Genomic DNA, 14,476 nt, shown 5'->3' on the forward strand with positions numbered 1-14,476 from the left:
TCTCCTCTCGCACTCGCTTCGATCCGTTTAGTACACATCGCGCTGGTAGCGCTGCTGCTGCTGCATATCGGCAAGATAAGCTTCCGCTTGCTCGCGGCTGATGCCGCCTTCCTGCTCAATAACTGTAATTAGCGCAGAATGCACATCATGTGCCATATGCTTCTCGTCGCCGCACACATAAACATGGGCGCCGGCTTGCAGCCACTCATACAGCTCCTTGCTTTGCTCCAAAATACGGTGCTGTACGTACACCTTCTCTTCCGAGTCGCGTGAGAATGCAACATCCAGCTTCGTCAGAACGCCGTCCTTCAGCATGCGCTGCCAGTCCGTTTGATACAGGAAGTCCGTCACGAAATGGCGGTCACCGTAAAACAACCACGATTTACCTTCCGCTCCCGTTTCCTCGCGCTCCTCCATGAATGCCCGGAAAGGGGCTACGCCTGTGCCTGGACCGATCATAACAATCGGCGTTTCGGCGCTTGCCGGCAGCTTGAAATTTGGATTGTTTTGAATATAGATCGGCACCGTATCACCTGGCTCCAGGCGCTCTGCCGTATGAATCGAGCATACGCCGTAACGCTCACGGCCATTTGCCTCGTAACGCACAGCGCGAATCGTCAAATGCACCTCGTCCGGATTAGCCTGGAAGCTGCTGGCAATGGAATAAAGACGTGCTGGCAGCTTGCGCAAAATACCGACGAATGCAGCAGGCGTAAAGTTCCAAGGCGCAAAATCCTGCACCAGATCAAGCAAATCGCGGCCGTTGATATATTCCTTCAGCTCTTTCTCTTTGCCTGGCGCTGCAAGCTCCTGCAGTCCGCTGTTAGCCGAAAGCTTCGCAGCCTGCTCCAGCAGCGGCTTCGTCAATACTGTAATTTCATAATGCTTCAGAAGTGCTTCGCGCAGCGAGCCTTCTTCGCCTTTTTTATTAAATGGAACCTTCTCGTCCGCACTCCAGCCTAATGCCTGAATGAGCTCATCGACAAGCTTCGGATGATTTTCCGGGAAAAGACCGAGGCAATCGCCGGGCTCATATTGCAAGCTTGATCCGTCAAGCGAAAGCTCCAGATGGCGCGTCTCGCGATCTGAACCGCGTCCATTCAAGTTAATGTTCGCGAGCACTTCCGCTTGAAACGGATTCGTACGCGAATATTCGGATTCAGCCATGCCAATCGAGGCGGTTGTGGATACAGCTGCTGGCTGAGCAGATGCCGAGCCATTCACACGCTCGCTTAACGCAGCGGCAACCTGATTGAACCACTCAGCTGCCAGCTCATCATAATCAAGATCGCAGTCCACACGCGGCGTCAGGCGCTTGCCGCCCAGTTCTTCAAGACGAACGTCGAATTCTTTACCCGTCTGGCAAAAGAATTCATACGACGTATCGCCGAGCGACAGAACGGAGAAATACAATTCATCCAGCTTCGGCGCTCTTTTGCTATATAGGAACTCATGGAACGATATTGCATTATCCGGCGGTTCGCCTTCTCCATGGGTACTTGCAATAATCAATAAATTTTCAACCTTCTTCAAGCCATTTGGCTTGAATTTGTTCATGGCGGACAAGGTCACCTGAAAGCCGTTTGCCTCTAGCTTGCTTGCAAGCTTGCCAGACAGACGCTGGCTGTTGCCTGTCTGTGATCCGAATAAAATCGTCACTTCGCGCGAGCCTGCCGGCTGGGCGGGTGCTGACAGCGCTTCCTCTGCTACAGCAAGCGCCGCGCTTAATTGCGGCTCTGCACTAATAGGGGAAAAAGCTGCTGTGCTCTGAACTGCGGACAAATATCCGCATAACCATATATGCTGCGATTCCGTCAAAGTTGGCAGAAGGCGGTTAAGAAGCTCAACCTGCTCCTGATTAAAAGGACTGTTCGTCACCTGAAGTTGCAACAAAATCCACCTCTCATAAACATGAAATCATACTGTTTTTAAAATATAGGAAAGGATATGATTTTCTCATCCTTTCTCTATATTTCTCGGACTGAAACGCGCCGCACCGCCAAAGGACGGCTTTCGGCCGTTTCACCTTGTAATCTGCGTTTACACACTTTAGTCCATCATTAATATTCAAACTAACATATTAAGTGCAATCGGGCAATGCACACATGATGACCTAATTTTTACCAATTCATCGTTTCGGAAGCAAAATACAGCTAAATCCGAGTAAAATGGGGGTAATTCACCCTGTTTTAGCTGTATAAATTAAGAATTATGATGATTTCTATTAGAAAAAGTGATAGACGATTATGATGTTTTTTTGCAAGGTGAAACGGCTGCCGCCATCCTTTGGTGGCACGGGGCGTTTCATTCCGAGAAATATAGAGAAAGGATTACATTAGGATATCCTTTCCTATATTTCAAGCGTAAACGGCTGTTGCCGTCCTGTAGAGGCAAAGCCACCGTTTCGCGATGAAATATAAGCCCATTATATGGGGTAACTTATACATGCTTATATTTCAAAAAAAACCACGCTTCTGGAGGAAGCGTGGTTGGATGGCCTAGGCCGGGTACTTTATGAAATCAGCCGCCGATATGGGACATCTCGATTTTAGCTGGCGACTGGGTACGGGTAGCCCGTTCCTCCGAATAACGATCATTGCGATTTGTCCAAATGCGGGCGATGGATTCACGAACCGACTCATCCGTTTCATCAGCTCGCAGCAGCTCCATTAAATCGTAGCCCTTCGAGGCAAACAGGCAGGTGTACAGCTTGCCCTCAGCGGATATGCGCGCCCGTGTGCAGGTGCTGCAAAAAGCGTCGCTTACGGAGGAAATAAAACCGATCTCACCCGATCCATCCTGATAGCGATAGCGGGAAGCAACCTCGCCGGCATAATGGGCTTCCACTGGCACAAGCGGCAGGTGTTCTTCTAGAAGCTGCAAAATCTGCTTGCTAGAAAAAACGTGATCCCACTTCCAGCCATTTGAATTGCCGACATCCATATATTCAATAAACCGCAAAATATGCCCCTTCTCGCGAAAATAAGCAGCCATCGGCCATATGTCCTGATCATTGGCACCCTTCTGGACAACCATATTGATTTTGACTGGCATCCCTGCCGCAGCTGCCGCATCAATACCAGCCAGCACGGCCTGCACGCCGCTGCGGTTTCCGTTCATTAATCGGAACCGCTCGTCATTTAGCGAATCCAGACTGACCGTTACCCGACGCAATCCAGCTTCCGCAAGCGCAGCAGCCGATTTGGGCAGCAGAACCCCATTGGTCGTCAGTGCAATATCTTCAACACCAGCGATTGCATTCAAACGCTTGATCAGCGTCGGCAAATCTTTTCTAAGCAGCGGCTCTCCGCCGGTAATTCTAAGCTTCTTGACGCCCAATGATACAAATATCTTTACGAGCCGTTCTATCTCATTAAAGCTAAGCACCTTGTCTTCAGCCAAAAAGGGATAGTCCTTGCCAAAAATTTCGGCCGGCATGCAATAACGGCAGCGGAAATTACAACGGTCGGTAACAGATAGGCGCAGGTCCCGCAAACCACGGTTCAATTGATCCTTTATTGAATGCTCCAAGCTCCTCACCTCAGGTTATGCAAAAGAGAATGTTGTTAAATGATAGCTTCATACTTTACACTATGGTAAATAGCGAACAAGTTCCTTACATTATGAACAGAGGTCAAGTGTTTGTCAATGTTCCTGACATCAATGATTATGGAAAGCAAGGTGACGAAGGATGAACCTGGAAGCTATCGTGCTTGCCGGAGGAGAAAGCCGCCGTATGCAGCAGCGTAAAGAGTTGCTCCTTATTAATGGCAAGCCCGTTATTCAAATGATAACCGAGCAGCTTGCTGTTCTAACAGACCGCATTTCTATCATTACGAATGAGCCTGAATTATATCCCTTCCTTGCTCCCTCTATTACGATTAAACCCGATATTTTTCCTAGCCTTGGCCCGATTGCCGGTCTGCATGCCGGAATGAGCGACCAAGAACCGGACACGATTTACATAGTGGCAGCCTGTGACTATCCGCTGCTTACCGCTTTGCCTTTTATTGAAATGCTGGCCCTGCTTGGCAGTCATCCGACCAAAGATGCTGTCGTCCCGATTATCGACGAGCGAAGCCACCCTTTGTTTGCCGTCTTTCATGGACGAACGCTGGGCAAATGGGCAGCCGCGCTCTACAGCCGAAATCTGAAGGTCATGGATGTGCTTCCTCAATTGTCCATCATTCATTACCTGCCCAATAATCCGGCGATTGCTGAGCAATTCATTAATATGAATACGCCGGAGGATTACCAGGCCATTCTAATGAAAAAACAGCTTTCGCCGTAATGGCTACACCGTGCTGTATTGCGCTTGATGCAGTTTGCTGTAAATGCCGCCGGCCGCAACCAGCTCTTGATGTCTTCCTTGCTCAGCAATGCCGCTCTCGTCGACGACAATGATGCGATCCGCATTTTTGATCGTCGTCAGGCGGTGGGCAATGACCAGCGTCGTTCTGCCGACGGACAGGTCGGACAGCGATTTCTGAATCGCGACTTCCGTCTCCGTATCCAGTGCCGACGTCGCTTCATCGAGGATGAGGATCGGCGGGTTTTTCAAAAACATGCGAGCAATCGACAGGCGCTGCTTCTGGCCGCCCGACAGTTTGACTCCGCGCTCTCCAATAATCGTATCCAGCCCTTCGGGCATTTTTTTGATCAAATCTTCAAGCGATGCCCGGCGCGCCGCTTCCCAAATTTCTTCCTCCGTCGCCAACAAATTGCCATAAGCGATGTTTTCGCGAATGGAGCCCGAAAACAGGAACACGTCCTGCTGCACGATTCCAATATTTTTGCGCAGCGATTCCAGCTTAATATCCCGAATATCTTTGCCGTCCACCGTAATGCTGCCTGCGAGCACATCATAAAACCTTGGCAACAGGCTGCAAATTGTCGTTTTCCCCGCTCCAGATGGGCCTACGAATGCCACAGTCTCTCCAGCATTAATATCCAAATTAATTTTCTGCAAAATCATATTGTTTGTTTCATAACCAAAGCTCACGTCATGAAAACGAACATTGCCGACGACTTTTTTGAGTTCCGTTGCATTTGGCCGATCTTCAATGTCAGGCTCTGTATCAATGATCTCCGTGTAACGTCTGAAGCCGGCGATGCCTTTTGGATAGCTTTCGATAACTGCGTTGATTTTCTCAATCGGGCGGAAGAAAATGTTCGAAAGCAAAATGAACGCCATAAATTCACCCATATCCAGCTTGCCCTGAATAAAGAAATAAGCGCCGCAAATCATCACAAAAATCGTAACGAGCCGCATCATCATATAGCTGACGGAAATGCTTTTCGCCATCGTTTTGTAAGCGAGCAGCTTCGTCAGGCGGAAGTTTTGGTTGTCTACGGAAAACAGTTTTTTCTCATGCTCTTCGTTTGCGAACGATTGAACGACACGAATGCCGCCGACGTTGTCTTCAATACGGGCATTAAAGTTGCCGACATCGCCGAACAAACGACGGTACGTTTTGCTCATTTTGCCGCCGAAGACGATAATAAGCCAAGCCATAACCGGAATAATGATGAAGGTTATAAGAGCAAGCTCCAAGTTAATGTAGGCCATTAGCGAGAAGGAGCCGATAAGCGTCATAACCGCAATAAATACATCCTCCGGCCCATGATGCGCTACTTCGCCAATATCGTTCAGGTCATTCGTAATACGGCCGATCAAATGCCCCGTCTTGTGATTGTCGAAGAAGCGGAAGCTAAGCTTCTGGATATGGTCGAACATTTTGCGCCGCATATCCGTCTCGATGTTAATGCCTAGCATATGCCCCCAGTAGGTTACCCCGTATCATGCAAAAGGTATGTGTTAAATAGAGGGGCAAGCATTATAGCAAGCCCTTTTCCTTTGCAAATTTAGCGCCGATCATTAACTTTCGCATTGCCTCACCCTCGTATTTTGCCACGGAAGAGTTTTTATACACTTCGGACACCCTCTTTGCAATACCTTCTGGCGTCTCCTCTCCATTATAACCTAGATCATAGAGTATTGGAGTGAGCCACATCACTTTAGATTTTGCTGCGGTTCCCCACTTTGGATCATCAAACTTGGATGCTAGGTCTGCCATTCGGCTCGCAAATGCATAGGCCGTTGCCCGGTCAGATGTTCCTGATTTAAGATACTCCAAACGCTCAGCGTAGTCGGCTAGTGTCATGGTCTCCGCAATGGCGAGTTCGGCGTACAGGCGCGCCCACGGGAAATTGCGGCCGGGGCATGCTGGCTTGCCGATGCTGTCGATTTGATAATGGCCTAGCACCTGATGTGAGTTAAGCGGTATTTTTACGCCGTACATCGCCAGTATCGCCTCTTGGATGTGTTTGTGCAGCCAACAGGTGGCATAGAATTGCTCGTCCGTCAGGTTGCCGTCTACACCGTTGCCAGCATAGCCCTCGTGCTCAATAGACACTCCATACGTATTCGGGTTTCCTAACAATTGCTTAACAATCTGTGCTGTAGGCGCCTGTATACGCCCCTGCGTCCATGCCGCGCGGTCTAGCGATACATATTGCACAATGCTGCCGTCGCGCCCCACGCCAAAATGTGAGCTCGCCTGATTGGCTGCATTGTTGAAAGTGTTGTACATGGATCGCATGGTGCCAACGGATATATGATTGACGATTATGACCGGCTTAGAGTTCTTTCGGCTGCCGTGATTCACTACCGGCTTCTGTTCAATATTCATAGTCTCCTCCTAATGGTACTGTTCTTCCGCGCTGGTGTCTTCTTCTGCAATTGCTACTTGTTTTTTCGGATGGATAAATAGGCCGGCAAACATAACCCCATACAGCACGATATTAGCAGCCATATCAATCCATTCGTCAGGCACTGTGTAACCAAAAGCTTCTTTGATAAAAAGCGCAATTGCCGACAGCAGCGGGATTAAAATGTTTTTATTGAGTTTCATGTTTCTCGACCTCCAATTTGTGAACTGTTTTACAAGCCGGGCAGGATAAATAACCATCAACCGCCGCCAGAACGACGGCTCTTTTTTCGGCGCTGAATCCCTTAAATTTGTCTGTGACATATCGGCAGTACATGGTATACCCATCCTTTCCATCATTAGTTTTTGATTTTGCATGATTACACGTTGATTTTGCACGTATTCCCTCACAGGAGATTCATCGTCGATAAGCCATGGTATATAACGGCGCAACCGTTTCTTGACGGCCCGCATTTTTAACAGCGCGAATAGCGCCATGACGACCGCGGTAGGACTTAAACCGTAGCGGAAGAACGCCTCTGACGCTTGTATTATCCAGTCGTACAAATTTATCACCGCCATGCAGCAGCTTGTCGTATATTTCTGGTGGCAAAAACAAACGGATGGTGCGCATGGCACCATCCGTCAAGGAAGTGTTGAAATATTCACTCTCATCAAAGACAATCATGCGCATCACTCCAATAAAAAAAGCCGCAGGGATGACCTCCCATACGACTTCTCTAGTATTATATTCTCTCATCTATCTATTGTAAAGATGTGGTATAATATTCGGGTACAGCACGATTTGTGGTGGTCATGGTATCCCTCCAGAAAGGGGGTATGCCTATGAACTTTTCGTTAGTAGAAGTAATCATGCTTGGAACTTTCTTCCTTGCTTTGCTTACCTACCTCAAACGAAAATAACCCGCCACAGGTTGAGGCCTGACGGGTTATTTCTCTCACTCAACATCCGGAGGAACTAGCCACCCGAACTTGTTGTACAATGAGAGCGTTGGCCGCGCTCTCTTTTTCATTGTACTCATAATCTAGCTGTATTATAACACAGTTGTAATCTAATTACACAACATTACTATCTAATGCCCATCCTACTCATCATCTCTTTCTTGGATTTATCAGATGCCTTGTCTAGAACAGTGTCGATTCTTTTTATTTTGTTTTCATCACTATAATTAGGATTGTTCAGATAATCCAGAGAACTTTGAAGAGCCTCTGTTACATTGTTGCCAACAATAACTTGATACTCACGGTACTGCTCTGGTGTGAATCCGTAAGTTTGCTTATTGTAGGTAAAGGATTTCTGTGGTCGGTTTGGCGCCAGCCTTGTCTCTCCAGTTCGCTCAATTAAATCCAAAACAGCTTTTGCCTCAGGACTTGGATTATATTGAGCGATAATTGAAGGATTGACAAAAGAATTTAGTATTCTAGCGCCAGTTCCGTAATCGCTCTGTTTCGTATCTCCGAATGTATCAACTTTTTCAGGTAATAGTTGTGACAATCCTGGTACACGGTTCATTGTTTGTCCTATTGCCTGACCAAAGAAGCTGCTTAAGTCATTCTTTCCACTGACCTTCACATCTCTCTGTTTCGGATCAACAACATTCCTGAGCTGTCCTAATAAAGAAGGAACGAAAGCAGACGCTGTATTAGCTGCAAGCTTTCCTGCCTTCTCGCTAGCTGAAGAATAGTCACTACCTACCAAGTCCTTGATATTACGATAAGCAGACATATTTCCGAAACTCTCCATTGCCGCATCCAGAGATTGTACTGCTGCACCTGCTGCGTTTACACCTTTTTTAAAGCGCGTGGACGTGCCTGCTTGACCATATGCAGCTCCTACAGATAAAGGAATAGCCAAAGGTTGGAACCAGTCTATAGAGGCGTATAGGTCGCCCTTCTGAGGTTTCGCTGCTGACTCATCCCCAAAACTTTTTACATACCTCATTAGAGCCCCGATGTTAAGACTGTTAGGTATTTGCCCGGCCTTACGCTCTAATTCAGACATTCCAATATCTTTACTAGGCAGGATATTCAAAATGCCTAATTGAGATAGATACATGCCGATCCCAGCTATCCCCGTGCCGGCAAGCGCGCGAGTGAAAGTATTAATTACATCTTTTTTAGCAACATCTTTTTTAAATGCCACCTTCCCCATTTGGCCCATGAACTTAAGGAATCCTAGAGGGCTGTAATCAATGGCTCGCATGAATATGTTTGCGGGCGTTTTAGGATAGTTAATGACGATGTTACCTAATCCGAAATCCTTACCTGCGTTCAAAACCTTATCCCTAAGTGCCACGGCGGCATCTGATAGAAAGTTTTTATCCTGAAACGTCATGTATTCCCCATACTTTCTTGCCTGATCGGTCATAGTTTCGTCCGCAGTATGGAAATATTCCTCTGCTTTATGCGCCAAGTCTTTACCTCTATAACCTTCCGCGTACGCCTTTGTCTTTGATAACTGCGACAATTCATTGCTTATTGCCCTGTTTGATGCTGCGTAGTCGCCTGCTTTAAGGAAAGCTCCGACGTTCCTTTCTAAGAACGAACCAAGTTGATCGGTTATTTTGGTTGATGCAGGGTTGAACGCAAGGTTTCCTAAATCATATTGAGATTGAAGTCCTCCCGGATTCAGACCTTTTTTACCTTGTTTGTATGCTGAGCCCCAATCCGTAAAATACTGTTTCCAAGATTGTGGGCCGCTTTTGAAAAATATTTCTCTGTCCTTTCCTGTTATTTTGCTCGCAACAACGTCTATAGGCGTTGCTACGAATTTCCTTCTGACATCATCGAGCAAATAAAAGGCATTATTCGAGACTTCATTTCGGAGAATCGTCCTTGCATTCCCCAATTGAAACGATCTCAAGACGGCTGCTGCTTTTTTTCCTGTCGTTCCTTCTCTTAGCGTATTAAATGCCATTTGCAATTCCGCCATCGCTTCTTTCTTTGCAGTACCTTCTAACTGGCTTAACTCAATAGCCATTTTTCTTAAAGCGCTGGCATCAGCTTTGCTGAAATCGCTTGTACCTATAGCGCGATTCACCATCTTTTCGAAGTCACTGGCAGGCATTTTGTTAGCCCTTCTATACTTGCCCCACGATTTTAAATAAACATCATCCAGGACGTCATCGAATTTGCTGCCGAACTCTGTCTTCATTTTCCCAGCAAAATCAGCAAACTTTACCGCGCCGGTCATCATATGATCGAATCCGATAATAGCTAAATCTACTATAGGGTTACCATTTCCTTGTGCTGCAAAACCAATGTTTCTGCTGTTGCTCAAACGTTGCCTAGCTGCTGCAGCCTGTCTTGAGGATGCCTTTTTAATGGCGTCCACACCTCTAGTTTTAGGGGGTGCTGCTGTCTTATTTTCTGCAGGAAGCAAACGTTTTGCCTCGGATTGAAACTTTCGCAAGATTGAAATTTCGCTTTCTGTCAACTTCTCGCCTAACCTTGCCTTTTCAATTATAGAGATTGCATCTTTAGCTACCTGTTGATTACCAGAGGCCTTCTGCATTGCCTTTGCAGAATCTAAAATAGCGTTTGTTGTTTCATTGCTCAATGCCTTCTGAGCGCTAACTTCTTTTACGCCTTCGTTATAAATACGCGATGCTACCTTTAAAATACCCTCAGGTGTGAGTCTGTTGTAAATTGAGTGAATCTGGATAGATTGACCACCCTTCGTACCTGCTTGTGCGAGTTTCAGGGCTACCTGTGAAGCATTTTCATAGTCTCCTATTGCATTGTACTCATCAATCATTCTGTATCCTAATGCGATATCCTCAGGTGAGAAATATTCCTTATCCACATTTTTATTAAGTAGATAACCTTTATTCTCAGCTAAACCCTTAGATTCCAAACGAGCATTAGCAGATTCAAGCGTCTCAGCGTTATTGATTGGATCGTGGTTCGCTTCATTGCTTCGTGTGATAGCATTCTTCGTGTCGTCGCTCAGCTTATCTGAGTTTTTTAAATTCGATACTACGCCCCTTTCTCTTGATGAACCGGACGATCTTGTATTTGTTGGCGTAACATCACCTGATCGCACAGGCGCCTGCTCTGTATTATTAATTTGCGGGCGCGGTGTATCTTGCGCTGATCTTACACTTTCGTCGATCGTATTGCCATTCGCTTTTGGTACCGACCGTCTCACATTACCTGGTGGAACATCGACAGCACCAGCTACGCGGCCCATACGCAATCGTTCGGCTGCATCTTTGAGGCTTGGCACTTGGTTATTCAGAATATTATCCAGGTCATATCCGCGAGACTTAGCCACCTGACGGGCTACATCGTACATGCTCATGTTTTTCTTGATCTCGTCCGACAGTTGCACCATATCGTCATATGAGAGCCTACGCACTTCGTTTAAAGAAACTTCATCACCCAAATTAGCTTTGATCCATTTAGCGAGTTCGTTAGGGTTTTCAAGCGGCGGTGTCATGCGCTGGTTAACCTCTGGCTTGATATCAGTCATAACACGATTAATGTAACTTTCTAATGGAGCTGAGCGCAGCTTACCAGCAACGGTCAAGTCGGTTGAAGTAGGTTGGTTTATAGCGTTAATTACTGCTTGTTCCGTTTCTGGCGTTATGGCCGCTCGACGATTAGCCATGCCTTTTAAGGCGTTTCCGATGGATTTAAACCCTTCACCAAGAAACTTGAAGGCAATGCCGCCGCCAACACCATAACCCGCGCCTTCCAGTGCTCCCAGAGCCAATTCATCAGCATCGGTTTGACCACGAACGCCCGTTAAAACGGTATTTTGATAAGCTCCTGCAAGACCGTCCACCACCGCGCGCTGTGCAAGGTTACCTGTTAGGTTTGAACCGAGGTTAATTCCTGATTGATTGAGCAGTGGGTTTACCTTATTCACGCCTTTGTTTATGGCGTTCTGCGCGGAATTTATTAATCCCGTCGCTTTTTTGCCATAAGTAAGACCCTCCGCTAAACGCAAAGGGCCTGTGACTAGATTTTGTTCAATAGCTGCTGGGTTTGTAAATGCGCCAGCAACATTACCTGTAAATCGCGCTACTGCATTAAGTGCGTCCGGTCCCGTTACAGGAGCTGGGGTATCGAGTTGCACGCCCAGTACATCACCTGCTCCGCGTTGAAAAGATGATACGCCAGGCAATACTGATTGAGCATAGTCAATCATTGCCGGTATCGGCTCCCATATCCTTCCTAGCACACGACCAATTCCCGACTCAGGAAGAAGTCTTTCGCGGTTCCATCTTTGTTCGTCGCGCCATTGTTCAGCTGATTGATTGGCCGGAGCCGACACACCCGTAGCCGGGCTGAGATCACGATTGAAAAGCGTGCCTGGAACTTGTTGTGCTGGCGTAGATGCAGGAGCGTTTGCTGCCGCTGCTATCCGATCCCACAACAAAGGTTCTGCCGAAGTGCTCGCCTGTGGTTGTACAGTCGGCGTAGCCTGCGCAGGAGGCGTTGCAGCAGCAGACAATCTATCGCCAATACCTTGCATTTGCTGCACTGGATTAAATAGATCTGGCGCTAGCGACCTCACGCCGCCCTGTGTGCCGTCTACATCGGAGTAGTTAAGCAACTCCTGCTTTCGCTGCTGTCTCCAGCTTAAGCCACTAGTTGGCATGGAGACTTGTCCCGCTAGCTCTTTACGCCTCTCATCTCTCCACGACATGCTATCCCCTCCAGTAGCCAATTACTTTGGTCACATAATTTTGCGTTTCCTTCGGCGCATGGCTAGCGATAGCTGACCAGTTAGCCCCATATTGCTTGATGGCCTTGTCCAAATTCCCCGGTCCCCAATTGTATGCGGCGAGCGCCAATTGAGGATCGTTGTTATACTTGCTCATCATTTGGCTGATGTACTTCGTGCCGCCGTTTACGTTCTGGGACGCGTCATTGACGTCCTTAACGCCCAATCCACTCGCGGTACCCGGCATTAACTGCATGAGCCCGCCAGCTCCGGCAGACGATTTAGCAGTAGCATTCCAGCTTGACTCCTGTTGGATGATTGCCGCTATTAAGCCCGGATCAATCCCATACTGCTGCGCCGCCGATGATACAATGCCCTGATAATTCGACGGTATGCTTACATTACCAGAGCCTGTTACTTTCCCGCAGTGCTGGACGTTTGAGTCGGCACCGGGCCATTCCACTTGAGGCCGTACCTCAAATACATCTGATAGGCGTCATAGTCGGATAGATTGCTGTTGATAATGGCATTTTCCAAGTCTGTGCCGTTGGTCAATTTACCATCACCATCAAACTGCCGCATTGTGTCAAAATACGTCCGCATATCTGTTGCCGTTGGATTCTGTGCTGCGGAAGCTGCGCCAGCACTGTAAGGCGTTCCTGGCGTCACACCCGGAATTCCCTGTGGCGCAACGCCCGTAGCCTCCCAAATAGCCATTGCTTGGCCAAATGCTTGGTTATTAGCGCTGCTGTTAAACTGCTGTTGGTTAAGGTTTTGGTTGGCCCATGCTAGGGCATTAGCCAAACCGTTTTGCTGCACCTGTTGATTAAATTGATCCATCCACTGTTGATCGGCCACCGCGTCACGCCCCGCTGTATACGTAAATGTTTGATCACGGTACGCATTATCCTTTGCCCGCTGATCCTCACTAGATGCAAACTGTTGCCCTGCAAGGTTGCTTGGTGTGTCCGCGCTGCCTGCTTGTCTGTATAACCCAGTCCAATCATCCTGAGGCGTAACCGACTTGCCTGTCTGCGCTCCAACGTTGAGAGCTGCGTCGAGGTTGGCCTGTTGCTGCTGTAAATCGACCTGTTGACCTTGCAGCGTCCTTGTGCCTGATCCGGTTGCCGATACGTTTTTAGAGTTAACGTCCGCTCCCAGTTTGCTAATGTCCACGCCCATAGCCGCCAATTGCGACCTAATTCCGTCGGCCTGACCGCTCAACTGGCCCCGTGCCTCTGCTGTGATGCCCCGCGCCTCTGCTTGCTGCTTGAGTCCAATAAGCTGCGAAACAAGATTACGAGCCTCGGGCGATGCATAGGTGCCCAGTAATTCACCCTCTGTAACTGCCTCATTAAACTGGTCACCCCGTAGCGCTCTGGATGTGTTAAGTAGGTTGCCTGCTGCTGCTAGCCTGTCCTGATACTGTCCGTATGCTTGTTGTCTGTATTCAGGGATATAAGCCGCTGCTTCCTGCTCCGCTCGCTGCTGAATTTGCCCAAGCTGCGAAACCGTCGTGCTGCTGTTGAGCAATCCTTTTTCGTTGGCTGACTCCATGGCATTTCGCGAGGCGTCTCCCGCCCGCAGCTGCGCTAATTCACGCTGCGCCTGATAACCGACATCCGTATTGGGATCATAGCTAAATGGCGTCTGCGTAAGGCTTTCCAGCGCTGCGTAATTATCATTGGTCTTGCTCTGCCAATCCTGATAAGCCGGCGTCGTAAATGTTGACGTCGGCGCGGGCGTTGTCGGAGCTGGCACCGTTGATTTAGGTGTGATTGGCGTAAATGCCTGCGCGCTTGGGCTTTTAACCGCTGGTGCCGGAGTCTGCGCCTTGAGTTGGGGGTCGGGTGCCTTTGTACCTCGTGGTAATGGCGCTGGATTTGCTGTTGCCTTAGGCTGCGCTGTTGCAGGATTAGGCACCTTAGCCAGCTCCGCTTTAGCCCATGCCTGCTGACCAGAGTTCGCGGCCGCCCCTGTCGCCGTCTTACCCGCTGCCATGTTGCTCAGATATTTGTTTTGGTTTGTAGATGTGGTAGCCATGGTTACGCTCCTCTCTAAAAGAAAAGAG

9 protein-coding genes and 1 pseudogene are annotated in these 14,476 nt (G+C 48.2%); 1 reads left to right on the forward strand and 9 read right to left on the reverse strand.

Annotated features, from left to right (window positions below):
* Nucleotides 1–27: 27 nt before the first annotated feature.
* Complete coding sequence (locus AC6B99_RS26955) at nucleotides 28–1,890, reverse strand: assimilatory sulfite reductase (NADPH) flavoprotein subunit (RefSeq protein ID WP_496664706.1); 1,863 nt, start codon at nucleotides 1,888–1,890, stop codon at nucleotides 28–30.
* A gap of 630 nt (nucleotides 1,891–2,520) precedes the next feature.
* On the reverse strand, nucleotides 2,521–3,531 hold the full coding sequence (gene moaA, locus AC6B99_RS26960) for a GTP 3',8-cyclase MoaA (RefSeq protein WP_056028476.1): 1,011 nt from the start codon (nucleotides 3,529–3,531) through the stop codon (nucleotides 2,521–2,523).
* Between the two features lie 160 nt (nucleotides 3,532–3,691).
* Between moaA and mobA the strand changes: the two genes are divergently transcribed.
* Nucleotides 3,692–4,291 carry a molybdenum cofactor guanylyltransferase gene (gene mobA / locus AC6B99_RS26965; protein WP_056028479.1) on the forward strand — a complete coding sequence of 200 codons (600 nt, stop codon included), beginning with the start codon at nucleotides 3,692–3,694 and terminating at the stop codon, nucleotides 4,289–4,291.
* 3 nt (nucleotides 4,292–4,294) lie between these two features.
* Here mobA and AC6B99_RS26970 read toward each other — a convergent pair.
* From AC6B99_RS26970 to AC6B99_RS27000, 7 genes and pseudogenes are all read right to left on the reverse strand, one after another.
* Nucleotides 4,295–5,800: pseudogene (locus AC6B99_RS26970) on the reverse strand (ABC transporter ATP-binding protein); the annotation flags it as partial.
* A gap of 37 nt (nucleotides 5,801–5,837) precedes the next feature.
* Nucleotides 5,838–6,692: an N-acetylmuramoyl-L-alanine amidase gene (locus AC6B99_RS26975; RefSeq protein ID WP_496664676.1), complete on the reverse strand. Its 855-nt coding sequence runs from the start codon at nucleotides 6,690–6,692 to the stop codon at nucleotides 5,838–5,840.
* A 9-nt stretch (nucleotides 6,693–6,701) separates the two neighbouring features.
* Nucleotides 6,702–6,914: a hypothetical protein gene (locus tag AC6B99_RS26980; RefSeq protein ID WP_496664677.1), complete on the reverse strand. Its 213-nt coding sequence runs from the start codon at nucleotides 6,912–6,914 to the stop codon at nucleotides 6,702–6,704.
* Nucleotides 6,915–7,128: 214 nt separating this feature from the next.
* Nucleotides 7,129–7,398: a hypothetical protein gene (locus tag AC6B99_RS26985; RefSeq protein WP_496664678.1), complete on the reverse strand. Its 270-nt coding sequence runs from the start codon at nucleotides 7,396–7,398 to the stop codon at nucleotides 7,129–7,131.
* A 402-nt stretch (nucleotides 7,399–7,800) separates the two neighbouring features.
* Complete coding sequence (locus AC6B99_RS26990; protein WP_496664679.1) at nucleotides 7,801–12,387, reverse strand: hypothetical protein; 4,587 nt, start codon at nucleotides 12,385–12,387, stop codon at nucleotides 7,801–7,803.
* 1 nt (nucleotide 12,388) lies between these two features.
* Complete coding sequence (locus AC6B99_RS26995; RefSeq protein ID WP_496664680.1) at nucleotides 12,389–12,868, reverse strand: lytic transglycosylase domain-containing protein; 480 nt, start codon at nucleotides 12,866–12,868, stop codon at nucleotides 12,389–12,391.
* Nucleotides 12,820–14,448, reverse strand: coding sequence for a hypothetical protein (locus AC6B99_RS27000; protein WP_496664681.1), 1,629 nt, complete (start codon nucleotides 14,446–14,448; stop codon nucleotides 12,820–12,822). The genes AC6B99_RS26995 and AC6B99_RS27000 overlap by 49 nt, the downstream gene beginning before the upstream one ends.
* Nucleotides 14,449–14,476 lie beyond the last annotated feature (28 nt).

The organism is Paenibacillus liaoningensis (assembly GCF_059609455.1).